This is a genomic window from Synechocystis sp. LKSZ1 (assembly GCF_040436315.1).
Lineage (GTDB): Bacteria > Cyanobacteriota > Cyanobacteriia > Cyanobacteriales > Microcystaceae > Synechocystis.
This window is the reverse complement of sequence record NZ_AP031572.1, coordinates 380278-406819: the sequence shown is the minus strand read 5'-3', so window position 1 is coordinate 406819 and position 26542 is coordinate 380278. Positions and strand designations below refer to the sequence as shown.

Here is a 26542-nt window from a genome sequence, read left to right as displayed (position 1 = left end):
GGATACCTTAATAGGTTCAAGAATATCATACGAAAGTACTTACTCCGTCTTCCTTCGATACACCATTGCCATGGCACTTAGTTTTCAAGTTCTTGTGATTCCTGGATTGAAAATCCTCCTATTTCTACTGCTCTGGGGCCTACTGTGGTTGCCGATAGCCGTCGTATTAGGGCGACGATTACAATGGCACCCTCGTCAGGGAACTTTGCCATTCCAAAAACTGCCTTTAGTCGCCTCTCTCTACTGCTTGGCTCCCCTGGTGCTCTGGGTCATGATTCATTGGGAGGGCCGACCCTTATCGGACTATGGTTGGCAATGGCAGCCTCCGTTGGCTTCCTCTCTGGGTCTGGGTTGGCTGTTGGGTCTAGGAAGTTTAGCCCTTGTTTTTGGTCTAGAAACCATCGGCGGCTGGATTCAGTGGCGTGGCGAGGGTTGGGGCCAGTGGTGGCGTTTGTTGGTTCCCTTGGCCCTGCTCTCCCTCTGGATTGGTCTAACTGAAGAATTTATTTTTCGGGGCCTATTTTTGACCCAGCTTAGTCAAAACGGGTCTGGTCTTGGTTCTGCCGTGCTCATTAGTCTGCTGTTTGCTTTGCTCCATCTTTTCTGGGAGCGTCCCCTGACCCTGCCTCAACTACCAGGTTTATGGCTGATGGGGATGGTCTTGGCCATGGCCCGGGGGGTTGATGACGGTGGCTTGGGGATTGCTTGGGGGCTCCACAGTGCTTGGGTGTTTGGTCTAGCCTCCTTGGATGCCGCTCAATTACTGCACTATCCTTCTCAGGAGGGTAATTGGTTACTGGGTAAAGGCAATCAGCCCCTAGCCGGCGTGGCCGGCCTACTGTGTCTCGGCATGACGGGGGTTGCCCTCTGGTGGTTATTTCCCCAGGCCCCTTGGTACCCGACTTTTTAAATTCCTGTGGGCTTAGAAAATAAAATGTGCTATCCTAGTCAAGGCTTGAATTTGCGGGTGTAGTTTAGTGGTAAAACCTTAGCCTTCCAAGCTAATGATGGGGGTTCGATTCCCCCCACCCGCTTCTATCATCGGTCAACCTCTCCCATTCTCCTCCCCCGCGCTCATTGCGGTACATTTGCTCTTATTTGTAATGACAGCTTGACAGATCGGTGAAAATCCTGCACGGTAACTATGTGAACAAAGACTAGTTCATTCCGTACCAACGTCAGTTGGGGTGAGATCGTTAATATCTCTGGTGCTGTAAACCCTAGCCTGACGCCATTATCATGAGGCCAAAGACAATGCAACCTCAAGCTCAAGTTTTTGCTATCTTCTCCTTCGCACAATTTAACAAAGACAATTGGCTGTCCTTGCTCATTAGTTATGGACAACAAATTATCCATGCCCTGATTGTTATTATTCTCGGTTGGATGCTTTCCAACTGGGCTCGCCGCCAAACGACTAAATACCTCCGACGTTTCCAGCGCATTGATAATACCCTTAAGCCCCTACTGGCGGAGTTAGTCCGCTACGGCATACTACTTCTTGCCATCATTGCGGTATTGGCAGAATTCGGTGTTCAAACGGCTAGTATTATTACGATTCTCGGTGGTGCCACTCTGGCGATTGGTTTAGCTCTCCAGGGAACACTGACGAACATTGCCTCTGGAATTATGTTGCTGTTTCTCCGGCCGTTTAATGTCGGAGATTACATTGATGCCGACGGCATTGCCGGGACAGTGGATGAAATTGGCTTGTTTACCACTCGCATGACGACCTTTGAGGGGGTTTACCAGGAAGTTCCCAATGCGAACCTTTGGAACCGGGTGATTAAAAATTATTCCCGCTCCCAGCAACGACGCATTGATCTGGTGGTGGGCATTGGCTACGATGACAACCTGGATCAGGCAAAGGATATTTTGATCCATCTCCTCCAGCAGGAAAGTCGATTACTCCAGGAACCGGCCCCGGAGGTTTTGGTGACAGAGTTGGGCGACAGCGCTATCCATTTAACCCTGCGGGCCTGGGTGATTCCCGATGATTATTTTGCCGTTCTGTTTGCCCTGACCGAGCAGGCCAAAAAACGTCTAACGGCGGCAGGTATCTCCATTCCCTTCCCCCAACGGGAAGTCCGGGTGATTGCGGGCTCGGCCTTAAGCTAACGGTTTCTCTGCCACCATTGCTCACGCTTAAGCCGGCCTTGCTTCCATCGGGTCTAACAATGTCAGGAAGTGTTTAGATCTGGGGAATAAATAGCCCTGGTTTGAGAGGGGGGTCTAGATTTACCTCCCTTTTTTCGGTAATGTTTATTTTTGTTATGTTTAGTGCATTAAATTTAATACTATGGCCAAAATTCTGGTCTCTGACCCCATCGATCAAGTTGGTATTAATATTCTTCAGCAAGTCGCCCAAGTCGATATCAAAACGGGCCTGCCGGAAGCGGAGATTATCAAAATCATTCCTGAGTACGATGCCATGATGTTGCGGTCGGGGACAAAGGTCACTCGGCCCATCATTGAAGCGGGCACGCAACTCAAGATTATTGGCCGGGCCGGTGTCGGGGTAGATAATATTGATGTCCCAGCGGCCACCCGTCAGGGCATTGTTGTGGTTAATTCGCCCGAAGGCAATACCATTGCGGCGGCAGAACATGCCCTGGCCATGATGATGGCCCTCGCACGCCACATTCCTGATGCCAATCAGTCCGTAAAAGCGGGCCAATGGGACCGGAAGCGTTTTATCGGCACAGAAGTCTACAAAAAAACCCTAGGCGTTGTGGGTCTCGGCAAGATTGGTTCTCATGTGGCTACCGTTGCCAAGTCCATGGGCATGAAACTCTTGGCCTACGACCCCTTTATCTCTAAGGAGCGGGCTGACCAATTGGGCTGTACCCTGGTTGACTTAGATTTACTATTTTCTGAGTCTGACTTTATTACGCTTCATATCCCCAAAACCCCGGAGACCACTAACCTGATCAACGCCGAAACCCTGGCCAAAATGAAACCGACGGCTCGGCTAATTAACTGTTCTCGGGGAGGCATTATTGACGAAGCGGCCCTGGCCGCTGCCATTGAAGCGGGCCAAATTGCCGGAGCGGCCCTGGATGTTTTCAACGAAGAACCCTTGGGAGAATCCCGTCTGCGCGAGTTTAGCAACGTGATCCTAACCCCCCACCTCGGCGCATCCACCGCTGAAGCCCAGGTGAATGTTTCCATCGATGTAGCAGAACAAATTCGGGATGTGCTATTGGGCCTGCCGGCGCGTTCTGCGGTCAATATCCCCGGTCTCACCCCCGATGTGATGGAGAAGCTACGCCCCTACCTCCAGCTTGCCGAAACCCTGGGTACCTTGGTCGGCCAATTAGCCGGGGGCCGGATCGAGCAACTCACCGTACGTCTACAGGGCGATCTGGCCGAAAACGTGGGTCAGCCGATCGTGGTGGCCTCCATCAAAGGCCTCCTCTCCCAGGCCCTGCGCGAACGCGTTAATTACGTCAATGCGGCCCTAGAGGCCAAGGAACGGGGCATCCGTGTGATTGAAACTCGTGATGCGGCCATCCGTGACTATTCCGGCTCCCTGCATCTCCAGGCCACGGGATCGATGGGAGAACATTCTGCGACGGGCGTTCTGCTCAGCAATGGCGAAATTCGGATTACGGATGTCGATGGCTTCCCCCTCAACGTCCCCCCCAGCAACTACATGCTCTTTACTCTGCACCGCGATATGCCGGGTATTATTGGCAAAATTGGCTCCCTCCTGGGCAGTTTCAATGTCAACATCGCCAGTATGCAGGTGGGACGCAAAATTGTGCGGGGAGATGCGGTCATGGCCCTCAGCTTAGATGACCCCCTGCCAGAGGGCCTCTTGGCAGAAATTATCAAAGTGCCGGGGATTCGCGATGCCTACATTGTGAAACTTTGATTTTTGCCCCATTTTCGGATATAGATCAGCAAGTAACCAGAGGTGGAAAGGGACGGCTTCGGGACATCACGGGCTTTTCCCTTTTCACTCCGTTTCATCACTGGAAAGATCATGGCCAATAGCTGGTGGGAAATTCAGGTGTTATGCCATCCCCATTTGGAGGAGTCGGTTTTTTGGCGATTAAACCGCTTTGGCTGTTCCGGCACAGCAACGGAAAATCAAGGGGCCTCATTAATGATTCGGGCCTATCTGCCCCAGTCCAAAGCCCAATTGCTCGATTTGGCCGCCCTGGCCCTCTGGCTACAACAGGACGCCGTGATCGTGGGTCTACCCCAGCCCCTTCTACACTGGAAATTAATTGATGAGGAAGATTGGTCGAGTAGCTGGAAGCAGTATTGGCAACCCACGGAAATTGGGGATCGACTTATTATTTATCCCGCCTGGCTAGAGCCCCCCTCGGAAATAGACCGCCTGGTTCTGCGCCTAGACCCAGGGGTTGCCTTTGGTACTGGCACCCATCCCACCACCCAGTTGTGTCTGGAGTCGCTAGAAATGCGTCTGGCTCTGGATAACGCGGCCCTAACCTTGGCCGATGTGGGTTGCGGCTCAGGTATTTTATCGATTGGGGCCGTTTTGCTCGGGGCCCAAAAGGTCTATGCCGTCGATAACGACCCCCTTGCGGTGGCCTCAGCGCGGGAAAATCGTCACTTGAACCACATCCATCCCGATGCCTTGGTGATTAATCAAGGCAGTGTGGCTGAACTAAAAACCCTCGTACCTGAGGGCGTTGACGGCCTCGTCTGCAATATCTTGGCCGATGTCATTATCGAGTTATTGCCGGAATTCACAACCCTGGTTAAACCTGATGGCTGGGCCATTCTCAGTGGTATTTTGTTGGAACAAACCCAGGCGGTGGCGGATAGCCTAGAACAAAACGGCTGGGATATTGCAGCCCTCTGGAAGCGCCAAAACTGGTGCTGTTTCCAGATTCGACGTACCGATTCCCTCTAATTACCCCAGGGCCAATGGTGATGAAAACTTTGATTGTGGCGACGAGTAATCCTGGCAAATTGCTGGAAATGCAGGGCTACTTGACGGGTCTAGAATGCGAACTCCGCCTCAAGCCTACGACGTTAGAGATTGAGGAAACGGGGACGACTTTCCGGGCCAATGCCTGTCTCAAGGCCAGCCAGGTGGCGCAGGGCCTCGGCCAATGGGCTATTGCGGATGACTCAGGCTTGGAAGTCAAGGCCCTCAACGGTGCGCCAGGCCTCTATTCCGCTCGCTATGGCCCTAGCGATCTGGCCCGGATTGAACGGCTACTCCAGGAACTAGGCCCCAGCCCAGAACGAACGGCTCAATTTGTTTGCGCCATTGCTATCGCCCGCCCCGATGGCACCATTGCTGCCGAAAGTGAGGGCATTTGCGTTGGGGAAATTCTTTACCAAGCCCAGGGCCAGGGAGGCTTTGGCTATGATCCTATTTTTTATGTGCCCGAAGTGGGTCAAACCTTTGCCGAAATGAGTCCAGAAATGAAACACCACATCAGCCATCGAGGCCGGGCCTTTGCCAAACTGCTAACCCAATGGCCGAGGGGATAATTCCCATGGGCCATAACTGCTCTAAAACAAAGATGGCTGGTTGCCCAAGCCATCCCTGATATCCGTTGCCAAAATTGGCCTAAATGGCCTCCAGGTTTTTTTCCCCAGTCCGAATACGGATGACGGAATCGACGGGGCTGACGAAGATTTTTCCATCTCCGATTTCACCAGTACGGGCAGCGGAAATAAGTTTATCCACTACCATATCGACCTGGTCATCCTCAACGACAATTTCGATCTTGAGTTTTTGGAGAAACTCAACTGTGTATTCGGAACCACGATAACGCTCCGTTTGGCCCTTTTGACGACCAAAACCCCGTACCTCGGAAACGGTCATCCCAACGATTCCCGCATTCACAAGGGCGATTTTAACTTCATCTAATTTGAAGGGCCGGATAATCGCTTCTACCTTTTTCAAGTTGGTTACTCCTCTTCTAATAAGCTTTACACTGATTTTATCCTGTCATTTTCTAACACTTTAGATGGGCAACTTTTTGTAACAATAGGTACATTCTTCACGTCAAAGGTGTCTCTAGCGGTTGGCTATTGTTATGGAAAGGGCCCTCATCAGCCACTCCCCAGTCATAGAAACTGACCCCCGTCTTGCCGTAACGTTTTTGCCGACATTGTTTTAGTGGCCCAATACCGATAGGGGGAGGGGATTGGACATCGTGTTCTACTGCCATTTCACCTGCCGGGGCCAGGAGTTTGTGCTCGGCGACCAGGGTTAAAACGGGTAAATACAAATCACTGGCGTAGGGCGGGTCAAAATAGATCCAGTCGAATTGTTGACCGGCTAAGCTAGGAAGAATTTTAAGAATATCCCCCCGTAACACCTGGAAAGATTGCTCCGGTCGGGCCACTTTTTGCCAATTGGCCTGAATCAGGGCACAGGCTTTACCAGACTGTTCAATGCCCACAACATGATGGATACCTCGACAGAGGGCCTCTGCGCCCATGGAACCATTGCCGGCACAGAGGTCGAGCCAGGATTGACCCCCAAACGGGCCCTGCCAAATATTAAAGACGGCGGTGCGGACTTTTCCTGTTGTCGGGCGGGTCAGGGGGCCAGGCAAAGTCTTGAGGAGACGATTACCATAGATGCGCATAGCCAACTAAGACTTAGTGGTCTTCTTCCTCCGGGGTTTGGGTATCGGGCTGAATTTCTTCCTTAAATCCCCGCAGCGTCTTGCCGAGGGCTGCGCCAATTTCCGGCAATTTTTTGGGTCCAAAGATCAATAACACCGCAAGAAGAATCAATACCACTTCCGTCCAGCCGAGTCCAAACATCGGATTTTCTGCGCCCTAACGCCTATTAAGTCCAAGTAATCTTAGTCTATCGGTTTAGGGCGTTCTGCGGGCCTTACCCAGTCTTCAAGACAGCCTCAATCGGGGTTCAGATTTAGTGAATATCTGGGCCTTAGCACAGACTGCACTGAATTCGACTTTTTACTAAAGCAAGACTCTAAGTCGCGATAGAGCTCAAAAAATTTCCGTCAGTAAGGATTTTTTTAACACCTGTAGGCCTTTTTTCAGGCGACGAGACACCGTAATCACGCTAATGCCCAGCTCCTCTGCCGTTTCCCGTTGGGTGAGGTCGTGCAGAAAGACAAATTCGAGGATCCGCCGGGTGCGCTCTTCCAGTTGGGCCAGGGCCTGCTGGAGGCGAATTTGGTCTTCTTGGCTCAGTTGGAAACTGCGAAATTCATGATCCGACAAACAGTCTCCCAGGTTGAGTTGACAATCTTCCTCGGAACTTACCTTAACATCCAGACTCAGGGGTTCCCGGTTTTGAAAAGCCAGCTTGATTTCCTGCCATTCCGCCAGGGAAATTTCCAGAATTTGAGCTATTTCTCCATCCGTTGCCGGCCGTTGGAATAGGGTTCGGAATTTTTGTTGTTCCACCATGGCCTGTTGTCCTAACTCTAACCAGCGTCGGGGAATACGAACACAATGGCCCTTATCTCGCAGGAAATGTTGAATTTCTCCCCGGATGTAGGGGATGGCAAAGGAGCTAAAAGCGTGGCCCTTTTCCACATCAAATCGTTCAATGGCCCGAATCAACCCCATACAGCCCACCTGCACCAGGTCTTCATAATTTTCACCACATTGTCCGACCCAGTGGTAAGCTTCCTTTCGCACCAATCCTAGATTGAGTTCCATGATTTGATTGCGGAGGCCTGTGCTAGCTGAAACCCGATACTGCTTGAGCAAATTCAGGGTTTCTAACTTGAGGGATTCTTTGATGGAAGGGGACATAATAGTGCTTAAGGGTTAAAGGCAGGAAGAACTATTAAAAGTCGCAGTGAGCGGACAAGGTCGTAATATTCAGGGGATTCAGGGGTACAAACCAGCATCCTTTACTCTACGCAATGATTCACCTCAGCACAAGGGAAAATTCATCTAGAATACCCAAAAAGACATTCTGGCATTTCCGTATTTGCACTCAGTGATTCCCCGCCTATTTGTCAATATCCGTAATACTGTCACAGGCGTCTAAACAAATTATAGCGGGCCTATTCCGATGCCTTTCTAAAACAAATATAAAACTCAATAAAAAAGGGGCGATTGCCCCAAAAATTACCCAGTTACAGAGTAACCAACAAGCCTAGACTTTGGCTCCAACCCGAGCGTAGAAAATACCACGAATCTTAACGTCCACAGGATCCTTGGCCCCAAGGTCGGTATCAGAGGGTTGAATGCTTTCAAAAATGCCCCCGATTTCCCCCGTTGCGCCATCGACTTGGGTTACTTGTAGGGAAAGGGTGCCTTTGCCAATGGGAGTTTGTTTAACATTGGTGCGTTGCAACTCCTTACTATCGGCAGAAGCAGGTAAGGCAACAGCATTATCATAACCGGTATAAACCCCCCGAGCCTTGGGATCGAGGAAGCCAGCACCACGATAGGAAGGCACCTTGACGGAACCTACAAAATCCGTAGAGCTATTAATGGAGGTGAAGCCGGGTTCTGTTTTACCGACAAAACTCTTGATGGTGAAAAAGAAGGGGACTTCTTCGCCACCGGGTAAGAGTACTGTGATGGGTTGAAAATCAATACCATCTTTTTCTTTAAAGGTCAGAACACCATCGGCACCAACCGCAATAGAACCCCGGATTTGTTCTAGGCTAGTCGTATAGCGAGTGAGGAGTTTTCCTTCGACAAATTCAGCTTCCTGACGTTTGTTTAAAGGTTCTTCTTTGACAAAAAACTGAGTCGGCTCCATGCAAAAGTCGGAGACGACGTAGGAGCTATTGGGCTCCACCGGGATCGTTCCTCGGCTAAAGGAGGAGATCTCAGGGCAGGAGTTAGCTAATCCCGTATTCAAAATATCATCATAGGTGAGTTGGCTTTTATCGACGGCTAAGGCCGATCCCGCACTTAAAAAAGTAAGAATCCCTAGACATATCGATAGAAAGGCAACGATGGATACACGAAACCTCATGGTTAACCTCGCTTGGTCAATCTCAGATTAAATTAAATAGAGCCTTGTCCCGATAAGTCTTACGCAATATTGCAAACTATAATTTAAAAGGACAAATGCGGCTGTTGTTATCGGGATCTACTCTAGCAAACTTTCGTTACCTTCCTGCGTCCTCTGTGGGAGAATTCTGGTGTCCTGCGCTCTTCTTTGATGGAGGGCTAATTCCATACCACTGTTTTCAAGGGTCTTCCATGGCAAGTACGCACAATACTGAACAAGAGTTACAATCCCTGGTCAACCTCGTCGAAGCTCTAGCGCAATCCTACCATCCCGATAGTGACCGTCTTCTGGCCCTTTTGAGAACTCTAGAACAACTGCATAGACAAATTCGTACTGAGTTATTTGAGCCTTCGCTCCCCAACACCCGCCATGACCTCTATGCTTTTTTGCGAGATGTGGAAGAAAGCGGCGGCTGGCCCTATATTGAAAGGGGCAAACTACAGACCCTATTGGAACGCTATAGGGAAGCTTGGGAACATCACTCCGAATCCGAAAAGGATTGACTGTGATTAACTGGGGCGCTAGGATTCGAACCTAGGAATGGCGGGACCAAAACCCGCTGCCTTACCGCTTGGCTACGCCCCATCGACGAACCTTAATAATTTTAACTACAGCTACCGGGATGTTGTCAAGGTTTGGGGGGATTTTTTTCAGACAGCCCGGATTCCCCCCGATCCCAGCCCCTCGTTATTAGCCTAGAGCAGGGCCTGAATATCTTTTTCGAGCTCTTCTGGCTTAGCCATGGAGGCGTAACGTTGCACCACCTGACCTTGGCGGTTTACTAAAAACTTAGTGAAGTTCCATTTGATTGCTTCCGAGGCCATCAAGCCTGGAATACCCAGGCCCGGTTTAGAACGGGTCAAGAACTGATAGAGGGGATGGGCGCTGGGGCCATTGACCTCAATTTTTTCAAAGAGAGGAAAGCTGACACCGTAGCGACTGGTGCAGAAGGTTTGGATGTCTTGGGCGGAACCCGGTTCTTGTTGACCAAACTGATTGCAGGGAAATCCTAGAATTTCGAGGCCTTGGGCAGCACATTTTTCGTAGAGGGCTTGCAGACCAGCGTATTGGGGGGTGAAGCCACACTGACTAGCGGTATTAACAATCAGTAGAACTTTACCTTTAAAAGTACTGAGGGCAATGGGTTGTCCCGCCAAGGTATTGACGGTGAAATCGTAGATCGAGGGCGTTGTAGAGGTGGTCATAGGAGAGAAGCTCGTAACAAAACTTTACACTTAATCTAACGCAGATGGGGGCCAAGCTCCCTGGAAATTCCTTGCTACAATACTAGACTGGACTTTATTAAGACATTTAACGGTTAGCCATGACCCCTGTTCCCCGCCGCTACCACATCACCACCTTTGGCTGTCAGATGAATAAAGCTGACTCGGAGCGGATGGCCGGAATTTTAGAAGGCCTGGGCATGGCCTGGTCGGAAGACCCCAACCAAGCGGATTTAATTCTCTACAACACCTGCACGATTCGTGATAATGCCGAACAAAAAGTCTATTCCTACCTCGGCCGCCAAGCTAAACGGAAACAGGAGAAACCAGACTTGACCCTCATTGTGGCGGGTTGTGTGGCCCAGCAGGAGGGAGAACAGTTGCTCCGCCGTGTACCGGAATTGGATCTGGTCATGGGGCCCCAGCACGCTAACCGCCTGGGGGATTTGTTGGAACAAGTCTTTGCCGGCAATCAGGTGGTGGCCACGGAGGCTGTCCACATCATGGAGGATATTACCAAGCCTCGTCGGGATAGTGCCGTCACGGCCTGGGTAAATGTGATCTATGGCTGTAACGAACGCTGTAGCTACTGCGTGGTGCCCAATGTGCGGGGCGTCGAGCAATCCCGCCCACCGGGGGCCATCCGAGCCGAGATGGAAGCCCTGGCCCAACAAGGGTATAAAGAAGTGACCTTGCTAGGCCAAAATATTGATGCCTACGGTCGGGATCTGCCGGGGGTGACGGAAACGGGCCGCCATTTACACACCCTCACGGATCTGCTCTACTTTGTTCACGATATTGATGGTATTGAACGGATTCGCTTTGCTACCAGCCACCCCCGTTACTTCACCGAGCGATTAATTAAGGCCTGTCAGGAATTGCCCAAGGTCTGTGAGCATTTCCATATTCCCTTCCAGTCGGGGGATAACGACATCCTTAAAGCCATGAAGCGGGGCTATACCATTGAGCGCTACCGCCAAATTATCGATAAGATTCGTGCCTACATGCCTGATGCCGCCATCAGTGCCGATGTGATCGTCGGCTTTCCGGGAGAAACGGAGGCCCAGTTTGAAAATACCCTGCGCGTGGTGGAGGAAATTGGTTTTGATCTGTTGAATACGGCGGCCTATTCTCCCCGGCCAGGCACTCCGGCGGCCCTCTGGGACAATCAACTCTCGGAGGAGGTCAAGGCCGACCGACTGCAACGCTTAAATCATCTGGTGGCCCTCACGGCGGCGGAACGTTCCCAGCGCTACCTGGGACGAGTGGAAGACGTGCTGGTGGAGGAACAAAATAGCAAAGACCCCCGGCAGGTGATGGGACGAACCCGGGGCAACCGTCTCACCTTTTTCCCCGGTAATATTGAGCAATTCCGGGGCCAGATTGTACCGGTGAGCATCACGGAAGTGCGGGCCTTTAGTCTCACCGGGGAAGCAGTGGTTACTGTCCCCCAGTCCTTGGCCCTGGCCTAGGAGGCTTCGACCTTCGGCGGTAGAAGTTTGGCCATAGCCCCTTTGATGCCAATGTAAAGAATGGGCACCAGAAATAAGCTCAGAAAAGTAGCGATTAACATCCCCCCAAAGACCGCTGTCCCTAGGGTCTGACGACTGCCGGCCCCGGCCCCCGTTGCAATCATTAGCGGAAAAATCCCTAGGAGGGTGGAAAGGGCCGTCATTAGAATGGGTCGCAGGCGTGTCTGGGCAGCTTCCACCGCTGCTTTGACAATCGGCAAACCCTCAGCTCGTAGTTGGTTGGCAAATTCCACGATCAGGATCGAGTTTTTGCTGGCTAGGCCAATCAGCATGACCAAACCGATCTGGCAATAAATATCGTTGGGAAACCCCCGCAGGGTTTGGGCCACCAAGGCCCCCATGATGGCCAGGGGAACCGCCAACATAATAATGACTGGATCGACGTAATTCTCGTACTGAGCTGCCAGTACTAAAAAAACAAAGAGTAACCCCAGACCAAAAATAATCGGCGCTTGGCCCTGGGATTCGATTTCCTCAAGAGAGGTACCCGACCATTCGTAGCCAAAGCCCGGTGGCAGAATTTGTTTACTGATCGTCTCCATGGTTTCGACGGCTTTGCCGGAGCTTACGCCTGGTGCAGAAGAGCCGTTGATGGCAATAGCCCGGAAGAGATTGTAGTGGTTAATGGTTTGGGCCCCCACGGTGGGGGTAATTTGGACCAAATTGGTCAGGGGAATCATTTGGTTTTTTTGACTGCGAACGTAAAGTTTCCCGATATCTTCAGGATTATCACGGAATTGTTGGTCAGCTTGCAGATAAACTCGATAGGTGCGGTCTTGCAGAATAAAATCATTGACGTAGGCTGAGCCGAGGGCCGTTTCCAAGGTTCGGAAAATATCGTCCACGCCGACGCCGAGGGTTTTAGCTTTATTACGATTGACTTCGATCAACAGCTGGGGACTGTTGGCTTGGAAGGTACTAAACACCCGCTGGAGATTGGGGTTTTGATTGGCAGCCCCCAGCAGTTGGCCCATGGTCTGTACCAGGGAACCCAGGTCGCCATTCACCCGGAGATCCTGGAGTTGAAAATTAAAACCACCAAAACTGCCCAGGCCGCGAATGGCCGGGGGATTAACGGGCAAGATAAGGGCCTCGGGAATTTGGGAAAATTTGCCAAACATCTGGCCGATCAGAGCCTGTACTGATTGATTTGGGGCCTTGCGTTCTGCCCAAGGGGTAAGACGAGTAAAAATAATACCCTGGTTGGCGCTATTACCGCTAAAACTAAAGCCTCCCACAGCAAAGGTGGCCGCTGTTTCTGGTAACTGCAGGAGTTCCTTTTCCACTTTGGCGATGACATCACTGGTGTACTGGAGAGAGACACCTTGGGGCCCTTGAATAATAGTAATAAAATACCCTTGATCTTCGTCGGGTAAAAAGGCGGTGGGGACTACCATATAGAGCCAGACCGTGAAGACCAATAACGCGGCAAAGAGGCCAAGGATAATGAGTTTGAGCTTAACTAGACCGTAGAGGATTTGGCGGTAGGCCTGGGTTAGCTTATCGAGGAAATGATTAAACCCATCAAACAGCCAACTAATCCAAGGGGGTGCATGTTGCCCTTGCCGCAGGAGTAGTCCACAAAGGGAGGGGGTCAGGGTCAGGGCCAAGAAGGTGGAAATCGTGATCGAAAAAGCAATGGTCAGGGCAAATTGTTGGTAGAGAGCCCCCGTCGTTCCTGGAAAAAAAGCCACGGGGACAAACACCGCCATTAGTACTAATGAAGTAGCAATAACCGCACTGGATAATTCTTTCATCGCCTGGCTGGCTGCGGCTTTGGCTTCTTGGCCCTGGCTTTGAATCACACGGCTGATCTGCTCCACCACAATGATGGCATCATCCACTACCATCCCTGTGGCTAGAGTCAGGCCAAAGAGGGTCAAGCTATTGATGGAGAAATTGAAAACTTTAACAAAGGCAAAGGTGCCAATCAGGGATAGGGGAATAGTTAGGGCCGGAATTAGAGTCGTTCGCCAGTCCTGCAAGAACAGCAGAATAATTAGCACCACGAGAATGACGGCCACAACCAGGTTATGAACTACTTCATTCAGAGATTCCTTCACAAAATCGGTGGTGTCAAAGGCCACTTGGTAGGTCATATCCGGCGGAAAATTAGCCGATAAGCGCACCATTTCCTGTTTCACCAAGCCAGCCACTTCTAAAGCATTACTATCAATCAGCTGATAAATGCCCAGACCGACGGCCTCTTTACCTTTATAACGCAGAAAACTATCGTAATTTTGAGCCCCCAATTCCGCTCGTCCCACATCCTTAAGGCGCACGATTAGTCCATTCTCACCAGTTTTGAGGATCAGATTTTCAAATTCTTCTACGCTGGTGAGTTGGCTAGTAGCCCGTAGATCAATCTGATACTCCTGGCCCTTGGGAACCGGTTCTGACCCAATTTTACCGGCCCCCACTTGAATATTTTGTTCTTCCAGGGCCTGGCTAATGTCGGCCACGGTTAGGCCCTGGCTGGCTAGGCGCAGGGGGTCAATCCAGAGGCGCATGGCGTAGAGGCGTTCCCCAAAAATACGAACCCCCCCCACCCCTTTAATTCGCTTGATCGGGTCTACTAGATAGCGGTCGGCGTAGTTACTTAGGAAAACATTGTCGTACTTGCCATTGGGGCTAAACAGGCCAATCCCTAACAGCAGACTGGTAGATTGTTTATTGACATTAATCCCCGTCCGTTTCACTGCATCGGGGAGTTGGGGCTCTGCTAGAGAAACGCGGTTTTGGACATCCACCGCGGCAATGTCTTTATCTCGCTCCCGGTCGAAAATGACGCTAATACTGCTCGTACCGTCGTTGCTACTGGTAGAGGAAATATAGCGCAGGCCTTGTGCTCCGTTAATTTGTCGTTCCAAAATGTCGGTCACGGCCTTTTCCACCACTTCCGCACTAGCCCCACGGTAGTTGGAGGTGACTTGGATCTCCGTTGGGGCTACTTCGGGGAATTGGGCAACGGGCAAATTTACCAAGCTGATCAGGCCCACCAGTAGAATCAGCAGAGCACAAACGCTTGAAAAAACCGGGCGCTTAATAAAAAAATCAACGAACATAAGACTTAACCCTTCCCTGGCCCGGCAGGGGGTAATGGTTTACCGGCTTCCATAATAGGAACACCGTCCTGGAGGTTGAGCAGACCAGAGGTAATGACTTTTGCCCCAGCCTGAACGCCCTCCACTACTTGGTAGTCGTTACCCTGGAGCGCGCCCAATTGGACTGCTTTTTGTACCGCCACCAGTTGGGGTTTCCCTGTTTTTTTATCGGGCACGGATTGGGCTAAGTAAATAAAGGTTTCTCCTCCCACCCGAGCAATAGCTGTCGCGGGCACTAGTAAACCTTGGCCTTGATTCCAGACAATCTTAGCTTGTACTAATTGCTGGTTGAGCAGCTGACGCTTGGCATTGCTAAAGCTAGCCCGAGCCAGAACGGTCTGGGCCTCGTTGTTCACATTGGGCGAAATAAAGCTAATGCGGCCCTTGGCCAAAGGTTGATTTTGACTATCAAGGATTTCTACCGGTAGGCCCCGATGTAATTGCCCCGCCTGGCCGAGGGGAACGGATAGATTCAGATCAATATCTTGATTTTCAGTAATGGTGGTGAGACGGTCTCCGGCCTGGACGTAGTTACCAACCTTAGCGGGAATGTAGCCGATAGTACCGGCAAAGGGCGCCGTAATCTTGAGCTTGGCCAGTTGTACTTCAACAGATCTAATCCGTGCTAAGGATTCGGCTACTTGGGCCTGGGCCTGGGCAATATCTTCGGGCCGGGGGCCATTTTTCAGTCGGGTTAAATTCTGGCGTTGCTGCTCTACCTCGGCTGTTAATTGCTCTAGCTCCGACCCACGTTCCTTTTTCAGTTCCGAGAGACGACGCTGGGCCGATTGTACTTCTGCCAAGGTCTGGCGTTGTTCCTTGACCTGTTGGTCGTAGGTATCGAGGGGAATCACCCCTTCATCCCGCAGGTTTTTATAGCGCTGGACACGACTACTGGCCAATTCTGCTGTGGCTTTAGCGGCATTCAGTTGGGCCTGGGCCTGGGCAATGGCCTCAGGACTACTACCGCCCTTGGCATTGGCCAAACGAGCCTGGGACTGCTGGAGCGTAGCCTGAGCTTCGGCAATGTCTTCTCGGCGGGTACCTGCTTTAAGCTCTGCCAAGGCGGCCTGATTCCGCGCTAGGGCCGCCCGTGCCTGGGTTAATTCTGCCTGAAGAGTCTCACTGTCTAGATGTATAATCTCCTGCCCTGCGGTGACAGCTTCTCCTTCTTGCACCAAAATTTGGCTGATGCGCCCATCTACCTCAGAGGTAATATTCGAGGCCCGATTGGCCTCTAGGGTGCCGACCAAAACCGTTGCTTGCTCCACGGGTTTAGGTTCGAGGACTTGCCATTTCACGGGTACTGCCCGCGGGCCAGCTATCATCGGCCCGGCCCCCGGCCGAGCCTGGGACTGACTAAACCACCAGTAACCGGCACCGCCACCTCCTAATAAGAGAATCAGTAGTAGGCCCTTAAGCCAGTGACGAGTCAGCTTAGCTGATGGCAGGGCAGTTGCGAGAGTTCCTGGGGATCGTTCCTCTGAAGGCTCAGGTGCTTCGATCAGTTGGGGTTGAGTCATGGCAGTTCCTCAGCAGGCCAGGGGAAATTTAAGAATTGTCAAGTAGCTTAACGAATTCTTTGGAATGTTCACCTCTACCGTAGGCCTTAAAAAATGGGATAGGCCCTGGCCACTTAGGCAACTGGTTATGCCGCCACCGAGGCGGGAGGAATCAGTTCTTGTAACACCGTAAATTGCACGTGGTTAATGGCCAATTCACCAATGGAAACCCGTTGCTTATCCACCACCAGTCCCTCACTTAACAGCCGTTCAAAGGGTACATCCTTGGCCATTTCTGCGTGGTACCAGGCCAGGGCCATAAAAAAGCGCGTCGGATAGGGGCCACCGTCAAAGAGATCATCGGGATTGGATTCCATTGGTAGCCAGCCGAAACCGGGAAGATAAAACTCGAACCAGACATGGTTAAAGTCGGGTTCCAGGGGAATATTGCGACTAAAGGGCTGGGGTGGACACTTGTAGCGGCCGGCAGTACGACAGGCAATACCATTCAGACGAGCCAGGGCCAATAGCACCCCGACGTATTCCCCACAGGAACCCACTCCCCGGCGCAGGGCCAGATCGGGAGTGTCAATATGGGGCTTAATACCATAGGACAGATGGTCGTAAACGTAGTTACGGATACTATACATCTGGCGCAGAAGATTGGTTTCCCGGCCAATGGCCGCCTGGGCCGCCCGCTGAATAATATCGCTGTCCATGGTCAGGTTGTCGTTATCCACCAGGTAGCGTTCCGGGAAATCCTCTGGTAACGGTGGGGGATTCTCACAATCCTTGGGTTGAATGCGATACTTAATGCCCCACATCTCCATCACCACTTTCCAGCCAAAGATGGCCCGGCTCTCTAGGGTCAACTGGTCAAAACAAAAAATTGCAATTTTTTGGCCCTTTTCTTCCACAATTTCGCTGAAGGGAATGCCCGCCGGTTCAATACTGCGAATTTTCTGGCGCGGCGTTTCGGCCGGCAAGGCAATGCGCCATTCCACCTGCTTCAAATCTAAGGGGTCTAGAGGGGCCAACTCCTCCGCATAGGTCATCTCCACTAAGAACCCGTTGGAGAGGGTATAGTGCTGGTCGGGGTAGTAGCGGAAGTAGAGGGGATGAATAAAGGAACGGGGCCGATACTGGAGTTCGTGATTAGGGTCAGCGTTGGGATTATCGCGGATGTAGGGTTCCTGTTGCACGTAGGCCACATAAAGCCAGCTTTCTCCTGTCTGCGGGTCATCATAAAAAGCCAGGCCCGTCGGTGACTCAAAGGGCGTTAGGATGCTAAATTTCACCTCCCCCGTGGCCCGGTCGAGGCAATAGACCGTCTGCTCCAGGGTGTCGGTCAACCAAATTTCTTCATCCCGAAGCGTAATATTTTCTGTGCCAATTCCTGGGGCATAGAAGCGAGTAATGAGATGGCGAGTATCCCGGCTGTACACGAGAATATCACCACTTTTTTGGCAGGTAATATAGACCGTATTACCCGCAACGGCCACGCCACTGACGGGGTCACTCAGCCAAGCGAATCGTTCGGGTTGAAAATCTCCTTGGGCGAGAGAGCAAGTATAAACACTCTGGCCCGAGGTGAACCACAGTTCATCCCCCGCTAGGGCCAGGCCCGTGGCCCCCACGAATTCCTGCCAATGGTTTTGATTGAGGATGTGAGTATTTTGAGTTCTGGGATCAATCGCTAACAAATAACCACTCTTGGTATCTACCGCCAGCAACCGTGAGCCATCGAAGGCCAGGCCATGGAGAGAACTAGCCGCTAGGGGACGAATGGTTGTCGCAAGGGAGGGAACATGGGAAGCCTGAACAGTCACGGAGTCGGCAATCATAGAAAACAGCAAGGGTTAGCCAGGGGCGCGTTAACCTCTCAGGCTAGCAAATTTCTTGCGGGTGGGATTGCTCACGGTGAACGAATATGTCGGTCGAGGGCCAGCCCGGCAGAAAGTGTTTTGGGAGAAGACCAGGCCACACTCCTTTAGAGCCTATGGCCCCGCCCTTGCCAAAGGGCGGGTCGCACAGTACGCCTTTGGCGGGGGGAGTCAGTGGTGTCGTCAGACTTTAGAGATTTGGTATAAACACAAGAAAGCGCTGAATATTTTTATGACTATCTTTCGGCTATCTCCCCTCATTAAATTCACCCTCTTGACCCTCTACCTGGCCCTGACGTTTCCCCTGCCGCTATTGGCCCAACAAACCCAGGCCATGGACTCAACGGTTTGGTTATGGCTTGGATTAGCCCTGGGCTTCTTGGCCCTAGGAGGCGCTTTGAGCGAACAAGTGATGCTTGATGACGTTGGTATTCAAGTAGGCTATCCCCGCTGGGTTCCCCAATGGCTGCGCCCCGGTTGGTCACTACCCTGGTCAGAGATTGCTGAACTCAACTCTAGGACAACGGGCCAGGGCGGTTTAGTGTATTATTTTGTGACCCATCAGCGAGACCGGGCCTATCTATTGCCGATGCGGATCGCGGGCTTTGCCCAGTTAACACGACTGGTTCAAGAAAAAACCGGCATTGATACCACAGATATCAAACCCCTGGCCCAACCCTGGATGTATTTGATTCTCTTGGGCTTTGCCCTAGCGTTGGTCTTGATAGAAATGGTTACTTTTTGGTCGTTTTCCCCATCATCCTAAGCCGATTGGCCCCCTGGAGAGGGGCCTGGACAGGGGTTAGCCAATACTTTTACGAATGTGCTCTAGAATTTGCTTTTTCTGGGCCGGTTCACTGAGGGAGAAACTACCAAAATCGCCACTACTTTGGCTAACGTGGTTCATGATTTTGCGTTTGCGTTCTTCCTGACTGGGCTTATCCGCCAGGGCCGGCGAGGACATCACCACGGGGGCGGGGGCCACAGGTTCTGGTGATGGCATCGGTTCTACGCGGGGCAGGTCAACGGCGGTTTTCGGGGTAACCTTGGGGGTTAAAAATTGAGATCCACTACTACTTTTGGCTACGTGGTCAAGAATGCGTCGTTTACGGTCACTACTAGACATGGCAGAAGGCTAGGGAATTGTTAAGTTAGGTAACAACGCTGATTTTAAGAGATGGACTGTCCCTGACGAAGTAGCGGTCATTGCATTTGGGTGGTCGATTGGGGCTGAACAAAACTAAAAAAAGCATTGCGAGCCGCCGTTTGTTCGGCCATTTTTTTAGAAGGGCCAGTTCCTTTGCCTAGGCAGTCTTCCTTGAGCCAGACTTCGGCTTCAAAGCGCTCCTGCTCCACCACGGGCGGCAAGGTTTCCCGGACTCGATATTCCGGTAAACACTTATGTTTGGCCTGAGTCCATTCCTGGAGCGCATCTTTATAATTCTGACGGGCCGGATCTTGACGAATCTCGGCGGCCTTGGCCCGCAGGTGTTCATCCAGCCAGGGCCGTACTAAGCGCATATCGTGGGTGCTCAAGTACAAGGCTCCCAGCACGGCTTCAAAGGCATCCGCCAAGCGAGATATCCGACCGGCCTTATCGCCCAAGGCGCTCGAACTAATCCAAAGATAGCGTTCCAGACCATAAAGATCGGCCCACTGGGCCAGGGTGCGATCACTAACCATCATGGAGCGCAGGGAGGCCAGTTCTCCCACCGGGGCCTGGGGGTAGTTTTCCATTAAGACTTCAGCGGCCGCTAAACGAATGACGGCATCCCCCGTAAATTCCAGTTGTTGGTAATTGCGCTGGACAGAAACACTGGGATGAGTCAGGGCCAGATCTAACAAAGGCCAATCTACTAAGGTATTTTCGAGCAGTCCCAGTTTGCGAATTAACATCTGTAATTGCTTGTGACGACGGAGGTCTAAGGTCATAGCAGTCAGCGAAACACAAGTACTTAAGAAAAATAGGCAAAAAAAAGAGAGTTGAACATAAGCCGGGTTCTGTTCTAGGGGCGATACTCAGATCTCCCCTGGGGAGTTATCTATCTGGGAAGTTTGTTACCAAACCCCTCAAGCGGTTCCACCAAAAGCGGGAATGGAAAAAGACCAACCAACTCCCTCCGACCTTGCTTCCCACCGGGGTTTACCGAGCCAGTACCTCACGATACTGCTGGTGTGCTCTTACCACACCTTTGCACCCTTACCTGAATCAGGCGGTATCTTTCTGTGGCACTATCCTCACGCTCGCGCGCACTGGGCGTTACCCAGCAAGTGTGGTCTTTCGGAAGCCCGGACTTTCCTCAGATTCCTAAAAATTTAGAAATCCGCAACTCCCTCGTCAACTCTCTAGCCTTAGTTTAGGACTTTTTCTGGAAACTCGTCTTGAAAAAAATGTCCTCGGTAGTCCAAGAACATTGAAGGTTTATCAAGAGTTAAATGGCGGGAGGCGGATTTGAACCACCGACCTTCGGGTTATGAGCCCGACGAGCTACCAGACTGCTCTATCCCGCGTCGCCTTTGTAATTATAACCCTATGTTCCAGCAATTAGCAACTAATTTGGAGAGTTGCTTTCCTGGGGATACGTTGCGGAATCAATCTGGACTAGTAAAGCGGGGAAATCTCGTCCGACTCAAACAAACATAAAATCTTTCCCAGAAAAATATTTATACGTTAAAGTAATTTGACCAACCTGGTGCTAAAATCTTGTCAACCATGAATAAATGGTCAATAAGTATTGAGCGTTGTGGGGCGATGTTCGTCACGTAGTATCTACCTATCGTTAGTTAATTTTCGTATTAGTTAGGGCTATACTTCGTATTTTTCCTTAGTATTATGATAATCAAGTATCGCTAAGCGGTAAGAGCCGATAGCCGTCTGAGTTTTTGGTGCGATCCGTGGGTAAGAGTATGTTTTTAGCCGTGTTGATTGGTTTGACGGGGCGTTGCATCAACGATAAGTATTTGCTCAAGGAACTGCTTGGCTATGGCGGAGACAGCGTCGTCTTTCGGGCCGAAACCTTGGTGGGGGAGCCCCCCCTTCAACAAGTTGCGATTAAATTAATTGGGCTAGATACAGATAAAGAAGATGAGCAAATTAGGGAACTTGAAATTGCAACAACGCTAAAACACCCACACCTCATTGATTGTCATGAATTTTTTCGGGTCGTAATTGACGAAAGTCCTGTCCTAGGGCTGGTAATGGAATTAGCAGATTATTCTTTGGAACAATATCTTGATGGCTTCGCTAACCAATGCATTGACTTGCCAGTACGAGAAGCTATCATTAGCTCTGCATTACAAGCTTTGATTTTTATTCATAGTCAGGGCATTGTTCATCGTGATATCAAGCCAGGCAATGTTTTAAAAGTTGGTGAAGTCTGGAAGGTTGCAGATTTTGGGATTTCCAGGCGACTAAATACCAAGACTAGTACTCAGACAATGCAAATGAATGGCACATTCCTGTTTATGCCTCCTGAAGCGGTAGATGGAATTATTTCCCCTGCGTGGGACATGTGGTCTCTAGGGATCTTAATCACACGGTTGTTCACAAAAGAACATCCTTTCCCAGCGGATAACGATATGCAACGGTTTTATAAGATCCAGCATAATGCTCCTATCCTACCCACAAATATAAACATCCTGTATCAAGCCATTATTCAAGGATGCCTCATCAAATCCAGAGTAGAACGCTGGACAGCATTACAAGTCTCGGAATATTTTGAGGTTACAAAAGAAAATAATAGAAGTGAAGCGGCTATTGAAGTTTTTCGACAAAAAATACATGAAAAGATTGAATATTTAAAGCAGCATGATGATTATCATGCCATCATTAATTTGTGTGATATTATTCTTTATATTAAGCCTAATTGCATCGACGCATGGCAAAATAAAGCAGATGCCTATTGTTGTCTGGGAAGAACTAAAGAATCATTGGAAACATATCGATTGGCTCTCCAAACCCTTTCAGGAGTTTCTCAATCATCTTCATCGCCAATAGAGGTAAGTCCACAAATTTTTAAGCAAGAGATTTATAGTTTGGCTAGACCTAATGCTGAATCTAGCAATGAGGATCTTTTACAAAATTCAATGGAGAGAGAAATACAATCTTCTGAAGGAGAAAGAAGAATTGCAAAACAGCTTGCGGAAAGAGTTCGAGCAAGAGCTCAGTCTCTGGGGAATTTTATCAGAAAAAAGAAATTTTAGCTGATTTTTAATTATCTTAATAAACACTAAGGAGTTATTAAATGAGTGACTATTCTGCGAAGCTAATTATAAGTAGAACTGATAATGAAAATGAATGGACATTTGAGCTGAGTAAAACAATGCCAGGTGATCAGTATGTAATTGGTCGATATATTGCTGATGTCAAGCCAGATATTGGATTACCGGATATTGCATTAGAAGATTACCACACTGATCCATTTATTTCGAGGACGCACTGTTTTTTAAAAAAAGATCGACTGGGATGGAATATCCAAGATACCAGTAGTAATGGAACATATTTAGTCAGAAACAATGAAAGATTTAGATTAAGCCCTGAGAATGATTATTTGTTACTGCATGATGACATGGTAGTAATACAGGGCTATTGCCTGCGGTTTGAAGATCCTGCTAAAACTCGACCTATTTCACCATCTCCAGTAGTTGAAAAATGTCCTTGGGTATTCAACGTCAGAGAAGAGACTTTGTATAGAGTTGATGCGGGAAGACGGACTGAAGAGCACCTTTCCTCTCGCTTAACAATAATTTTAAAATATATGGCAGACAAAAATATTAAGTATGGTAGAGGACAAGTGTGTACTTACAAAGAATTAAGCCAAGTACTTGAGAAAGATTATCCTGCAAGTTGCAACATAGATCAGTTGCATGTTATTGCTCAAAGAATTAGAGATATTTTGTCAAATGCAGAGCAAAATCCTAAAAAAGATAGGCAAAAATGGTTTACGTCTAAAGCAACCATAGGATACATCCTGAAGATTGATTGTGAATAGAAGCATTTTAGACTTTTTAAATTATTGAAGGTTACTTTAATGAGTAAGGTTCTGAGTATTTTATTTAGAAATAAAAAAGACGTAGCCTAAAACACTACGCCTTTAATTTTAGCCGGTGATTGATCTTCTATTGCAAATAAATATCATCGTAAATTGCAATTAGAGAGACAGGGATAGGAACAAAATATGAGTCATTATCAAAGCTAGGGATGGAAAAGTTATCGACAACCCATTTTGTGATTTGAGTTGAGGCACTTTTTAAAGTGTAAATTTCGTTGGTCAATGGGCTTCGGAGACCTTTGATAGCTTCACACTCAAGAAAGGAAATCATTTCATGAACTTGAGTTGCTGATGCACCAGGAAAATTAATTGGTTGATTAAAGTCATCTGCAAATGCATAATAAGTAAGATATTTGGCGACATTGCTACAATCAAGGCTCTCAAGCTCTCTCAAAGGATGAGTTGAAAATAGTAAAAATTTAGCATCGGAAAGATAACTGAATTTCTCGCAGAGACTGCTTCGGGCTATAACTGCAAAATCTGCATTCCTTTGACGAGCAAGTGTCTCACAAAGACTTCCAAGGTAATCCTTAGAACGATTGGATTGATAGCGTCTTAGTTCTAAGTCTTGCGATGGAACGTCCCAGGGGAGTAATCCTGCTAAACCATCAATATTTTTTTCTTGACCAAACAAACCAAACTCCTGGTCAAAAATGAACTTTTTAGGAGACTTTGACTTCTGTTTATCAACAATATATCTTTCTTCAACCCCTCGTGTAGAAGCAATACTTAAGATTTCTGATTGATAATTTTCTGAGCTTGTGCCGTTCTCTGTAAAGATAGGACGTTGCCATTCTCTTGTTTCAAATTGAATTTGATGTTTGTAGAGATCATATTTTGAATAATCTAACCTCATCCAATTTTTAAGACGCTTCATGAGTTCATCTCGTCCAACAACAAACTCGGCATTTAGCTGTTCTTCTCGTAGTTCACGAAATTGGTGCTCCATAAAGTCATTAATTTCTTTTGCTTTCCTGATGATCTCATCAATTGTGCCTTCTTCAATTTCTTCCAGTTCGATTTTTTCAAGCTCTGGTAAAACTCTCCCATAGATTTTTTCTATGAGTTTAGGATCAGTTATTCCTGCACTTTTTAATCGTGTAAGTAAAGTGCTATCTCTTGTGTGAGCTAACGTTCCTTCTAAAATCAAATAATACGCCGTAACATCAGAGATTTGACCTAGACGTGCAACTCGACCATTTCTTTGCATTAAAACAGAAGGATCAGGGCTTAAATCCCAATGAACAACCTTGTTGGCAATTTGAAAGTCTAATCCTTCATCTGCGGCAGAAGTAGCCACCAGAATGCGATATTTTTTTCTTGTATCATAAAACTTCCTTACGGCTTCTTGTCTTTCGGATTGACTCATACTGCCGACAAGAGCCAGGCTTTCTTTTTGAAATGTCGCCGTGATCACTGCCGTCGTTTGCAAAGATTCGGTAAAAACTAAAAAGCGAGAGTCAGGATATTCCTTAAGCATCTGTTTTAGCCAATCAATTTTGGCATTCTCAACAATTCCGTTGGAACGTAAAAGATTAAGTGCCAAGTCTGCTAGCTCTACAATTTCGTAAGCATCTGCAATAAAAGGATCTTCTTCGTCTTGATTACGAAGCTCTCGATGAAACTCACGAATTTTAGGGATTGTGCCCTTTAAATGTGATGATTCAAAAGTGAAATTGCTATCTGAAGGAAATTTCACTTCTTTTGCATATTCCAATTCTCTGTTTTCATCAAAAGATGCCATCTTTTTAGAAATTTCTCTAATTAGCTCCCTGAGTTTTTCCGTTTCTTCAGACGTATCAGCACGATACACAGTATCATTTTGCCAACCTGGATGGTGACGAACACACCAGCGAAATATCCAACAAGCTCCCGCCAAAGAACTACTAGTTAAGACGGTTTCTAAATGAGCAGTTGAAAATCCTCCAAAATTCTCGCTGTGTTTTGCATAAATATCCCGAATAGCTATTTTTATTTTTCTGAGGCTATGCAAATAATCTTCATCAACTTTGGCAAGAGGTGGGACGTTTTCATCAGAGTGGGGTCTGCGAATGGTTAATTTTGGGAATAGCTTATTGCTTGTCCAACTATGGATTTCATCTTGTTGCCTCCAAATAATAGTGACAGGTGAATCCTCTTGTTTGATCACTTTTAGGAGTTCTTCTTTGTCCATCTCCTTGCTGAAAGCATCGTCAACAACCGTTTGATGGGCGAGTAAACGCAACAAATTTGTGAATTGAGATTCAGAGCGAAATGGTGTTGCACTCATTAAAATGACTAATTCAGGAGGCTCTGAGTCAGTCCAATACTCCCCTGTAATGATTTGAAGCGCCGCTTTGTAAGCTTGTGTTGATTTCTTACATGCAATATCTTTGGGCTCCTTTCCTCTTAAGTCAGAGCTACTGCTACAGTGATGGCACTCATCAATAATTAGAATATTGGGTCTTACTCTGGCTTGTAACTTTGCTTTATCTTTGGACTTTAAGTATCGCTTAGCCGCATCAATACTAGCTATACAAATTCCGTTGGTTGAAATATTTCGTCCGTAATCTTTAAAGGAGTCAATAACTTTGATGATCTCATTGCCTTCAGGGCTTTTGATAACACTGGAAAGTTTTTCTTTTACATCTTCTTTTAAGCCTCCTGGTGTCAGATACAAACAACGGAAGTCGTTAGACTGTGAGATCATCCTGTCTCTTAAAATCAATCCAACCTCAATGGTTTTTCCTAAGCCAACTTCATCTGCTATCAAAATTCGTTTGACTCTCGATTCGTTGTTTTTGACATATTGCTGAAGAGCAAGTTGATGAGGAAACGGATCTTTGTCACTGGCTGTAATACGACCGGAATGGATATTTGCCAAAAGTTCTAGGGCTCCAAGCCTTAGAATTGTACTAATTTGATCCTCGGTTTTTATTCCCTCGTCTGTGATGACATTTTCACCAACTTGGTAAGTTTTTTGCTCTTTTAGTCTTTCCAAGAGTTTAGGGAAATTATCTTTCATATAGCTATTGGGCATTAACTCATTAAAATTAATGCTTCTTCTAGCTAACACATTATTTTTTCTGTGAGTTGTCTCTACTGTGTACGCCAAGTGGGTGAATGAATTATCGGTTGGCCCTTTGACCCAAGCTGTATCAAGAAAATTACCACCCTCTGATGGAATTTGATACAATCCATATCCATGATTATTCATGCAATCTTAATTCCTCTAAAGATTCGTCACTGAAATCAGTATATTCAGCAGCTTTAGAAAACCCCAGATCTATCTAATATCTCTCTTTCTATCCA

Annotated in this window: 22 protein-coding genes, 3 tRNA genes and 1 other RNA gene; 11 read left to right on the top strand and 15 right to left on the bottom strand. The window is 48.6% G+C overall.

Going from position 1 to position 26542, the window contains the following annotated elements; all coding sequences use genetic code 11:
• Positions 1–70: 70 nt before the first annotated feature.
• The 6 genes from ABXS88_RS01970 (at position 71) to rdgB (ending at position 5475) form a co-directional block, all read left to right on the top strand.
• Complete coding sequence (locus ABXS88_RS01970; RefSeq protein ID WP_353673518.1) at positions 71–910, top strand: CPBP family intramembrane glutamic endopeptidase; 840 nt, start codon at positions 71–73, stop codon at positions 908–910.
• 53 nt (positions 911–963) lie between these two features.
• Positions 964–1034: transfer RNA gene (locus ABXS88_RS01965), tRNA-Gly, on the top strand.
• A gap of 220 nt (positions 1035–1254) precedes the next feature.
• Positions 1255–2115 (top strand): mechanosensitive ion channel domain-containing protein, encoded by an 861-nt coding sequence (locus ABXS88_RS01960; RefSeq protein ID WP_353673517.1) that lies wholly within the window; start codon positions 1255–1257, stop codon positions 2113–2115.
• A 181-nt stretch (positions 2116–2296) separates the two neighbouring features.
• On the top strand, positions 2297–3874 hold the full coding sequence (serA, locus tag ABXS88_RS01955) for a phosphoglycerate dehydrogenase (RefSeq protein WP_353673516.1): 1578 nt from the start codon (positions 2297–2299) through the stop codon (positions 3872–3874).
• Between the two features lie 111 nt (positions 3875–3985).
• The gene (gene prmA, locus ABXS88_RS01950) at positions 3986–4885 is read left to right on the top strand and encodes a 50S ribosomal protein L11 methyltransferase (protein WP_353673515.1); all 900 of its coding nucleotides are present in this window, start codon (positions 3986–3988) and stop codon (positions 4883–4885) included.
• A 20-nt stretch (positions 4886–4905) separates the two neighbouring features.
• Positions 4906–5475 carry an RdgB/HAM1 family non-canonical purine NTP pyrophosphatase gene (rdgB, locus tag ABXS88_RS01945; RefSeq protein WP_353673514.1) on the top strand — a complete coding sequence of 190 codons (570 nt, stop codon included), beginning with the start codon at positions 4906–4908 and terminating at the stop codon, positions 5473–5475.
• A 79-nt stretch (positions 5476–5554) separates the two neighbouring features.
• On the opposite strand, the gene ABXS88_RS01940 is transcribed toward rdgB, so the two are convergent.
• The 5 genes from ABXS88_RS01940 to ABXS88_RS01920 form a co-directional block, all read right to left on the bottom strand.
• Positions 5555–5893: a P-II family nitrogen regulator gene (locus ABXS88_RS01940; RefSeq protein ID WP_353673513.1), complete on the bottom strand. Its 339-nt coding sequence runs from the start codon at positions 5891–5893 to the stop codon at positions 5555–5557.
• Positions 5894–5990: 97 nt separating this feature from the next.
• Positions 5991–6584: a 16S rRNA (guanine(966)-N(2))-methyltransferase RsmD gene (gene rsmD / locus ABXS88_RS01935; RefSeq protein ID WP_353673512.1), complete on the bottom strand. Its 594-nt coding sequence runs from the start codon at positions 6582–6584 to the stop codon at positions 5991–5993.
• A 13-nt stretch (positions 6585–6597) separates the two neighbouring features.
• Positions 6598–6765 carry a twin-arginine translocase TatA/TatE family subunit gene (gene tatA / locus ABXS88_RS01930; RefSeq protein ID WP_353673511.1) on the bottom strand — a complete coding sequence of 56 codons (168 nt, stop codon included), beginning with the start codon at positions 6763–6765 and terminating at the stop codon, positions 6598–6600.
• 192 nt (positions 6766–6957) lie between these two features.
• The gene (locus ABXS88_RS01925) at positions 6958–7734 is read right to left on the bottom strand and encodes an RNA polymerase sigma factor SigF (protein WP_353673510.1); all 777 of its coding nucleotides are present in this window, start codon (positions 7732–7734) and stop codon (positions 6958–6960) included.
• A gap of 349 nt (positions 7735–8083) precedes the next feature.
• Complete coding sequence (locus tag ABXS88_RS01920; protein ID WP_353673509.1) at positions 8084–8917, bottom strand: photosystem II manganese-stabilizing polypeptide; 834 nt, start codon at positions 8915–8917, stop codon at positions 8084–8086.
• Positions 8918–9147: 230 nt separating this feature from the next.
• Between ABXS88_RS01920 and ABXS88_RS01915 the strand changes: the two genes are divergently transcribed.
• Entirely contained in the window at positions 9148–9459 is a 312-nt protein-coding gene (locus ABXS88_RS01915; RefSeq protein ID WP_353673508.1) for a hypothetical protein, read from the top strand.
• A gap of 10 nt (positions 9460–9469) precedes the next feature.
• On the opposite strand, the gene ABXS88_RS01910 is transcribed toward ABXS88_RS01915, so the two are convergent.
• Positions 9470–9541 (bottom strand) — tRNA-Gln (locus ABXS88_RS01910).
• A 110-nt stretch (positions 9542–9651) separates the two neighbouring features.
• Positions 9652–10161 (bottom strand): glutathione peroxidase, encoded by a 510-nt coding sequence (locus ABXS88_RS01905; protein WP_353673507.1) that lies wholly within the window; start codon positions 10159–10161, stop codon positions 9652–9654.
• 119 nt (positions 10162–10280) lie between these two features.
• Between ABXS88_RS01905 and miaB the strand changes: the two genes are divergently transcribed.
• A complete protein-coding gene (gene miaB / locus ABXS88_RS01900) occupies positions 10281–11651 on the top strand; it encodes a tRNA (N6-isopentenyl adenosine(37)-C2)-methylthiotransferase MiaB (protein ID WP_353673506.1) in 1371 nt (456 codons plus the stop codon).
• Here miaB and ABXS88_RS01895 read toward each other — a convergent pair.
• The 3 genes from ABXS88_RS01895 to ABXS88_RS01885 all read right to left on the bottom strand — a co-directional run bounded on the left by ABXS88_RS01895 (position 11648) and on the right by ABXS88_RS01885 (position 18173).
• Positions 11648–14776, bottom strand: a complete 3129-nt coding sequence (locus tag ABXS88_RS01895) for an efflux RND transporter permease subunit (RefSeq protein WP_353673505.1) — start codon at positions 14774–14776, stop codon at positions 11648–11650. The genes miaB and ABXS88_RS01895 overlap by 4 nt on opposite strands.
• A 5-nt stretch (positions 14777–14781) precedes the next feature.
• On the bottom strand, positions 14782–16338 hold the full coding sequence (locus ABXS88_RS01890; protein ID WP_353673504.1) for an efflux RND transporter periplasmic adaptor subunit: 1557 nt from the start codon (positions 16336–16338) through the stop codon (positions 14782–14784).
• A gap of 125 nt (positions 16339–16463) precedes the next feature.
• Positions 16464–18173, bottom strand: coding sequence for a transglutaminase family protein (locus ABXS88_RS01885; RefSeq protein WP_353673503.1), 1710 nt, complete (start codon positions 18171–18173; stop codon positions 16464–16466).
• A gap of 259 nt (positions 18174–18432) precedes the next feature.
• Here ABXS88_RS01885 and ABXS88_RS01880 point away from each other — a divergent pair, with 259 nt between their 5' ends.
• Positions 18433–18966, top strand: a complete 534-nt coding sequence (locus ABXS88_RS01880) for a hypothetical protein (RefSeq protein WP_353673502.1) — start codon at positions 18433–18435, stop codon at positions 18964–18966.
• Between the two features lie 36 nt (positions 18967–19002).
• Here the strand turns inward: ABXS88_RS01880 and ABXS88_RS01875 are convergent, their stop codons facing one another.
• The 4 genes from ABXS88_RS01875 to ABXS88_RS01860 form a co-directional block, all read right to left on the bottom strand.
• Positions 19003–19326: a hypothetical protein gene (locus tag ABXS88_RS01875; RefSeq protein WP_353673501.1), complete on the bottom strand. Its 324-nt coding sequence runs from the start codon at positions 19324–19326 to the stop codon at positions 19003–19005.
• A 77-nt stretch (positions 19327–19403) separates the two neighbouring features.
• On the bottom strand, positions 19404–20132 hold the full coding sequence (gene rnc / locus ABXS88_RS01870; RefSeq protein ID WP_353673500.1) for a ribonuclease III: 729 nt from the start codon (positions 20130–20132) through the stop codon (positions 19404–19406).
• A gap of 43 nt (positions 20133–20175) precedes the next feature.
• Positions 20176–20546, bottom strand: an RNA gene (gene rnpB, locus ABXS88_RS01865) — RNase P RNA component class A.
• Between the two features lie 91 nt (positions 20547–20637).
• Positions 20638–20711, bottom strand: a tRNA-Met gene (locus ABXS88_RS01860).
• 396 nt (positions 20712–21107) lie between these two features.
• On the opposite strand from ABXS88_RS01860, the gene ABXS88_RS01855 reads away from it, so the two are divergent.
• Both ABXS88_RS01855 and ABXS88_RS01850 read left to right on the top strand, forming a co-directional pair.
• Entirely contained in the window at positions 21108–22403 is a 1296-nt protein-coding gene (locus ABXS88_RS01855) for a protein kinase (RefSeq protein WP_353673499.1), read from the top strand.
• Positions 22404–22444: 41 nt separating this feature from the next.
• The gene (locus tag ABXS88_RS01850) at positions 22445–23191 is read left to right on the top strand and encodes an FHA domain-containing protein (protein ID WP_353673498.1); all 747 of its coding nucleotides are present in this window, start codon (positions 22445–22447) and stop codon (positions 23189–23191) included.
• Between the two features lie 127 nt (positions 23192–23318).
• Here ABXS88_RS01850 and ABXS88_RS01845 read toward each other — a convergent pair whose 3' ends face one another.
• Positions 23319–26447, bottom strand: a complete 3129-nt coding sequence (locus tag ABXS88_RS01845) for a DEAD/DEAH box helicase (RefSeq protein WP_353673497.1) — start codon at positions 26445–26447, stop codon at positions 23319–23321.
• Positions 26448–26542: the final 95 nt, after the last annotated feature.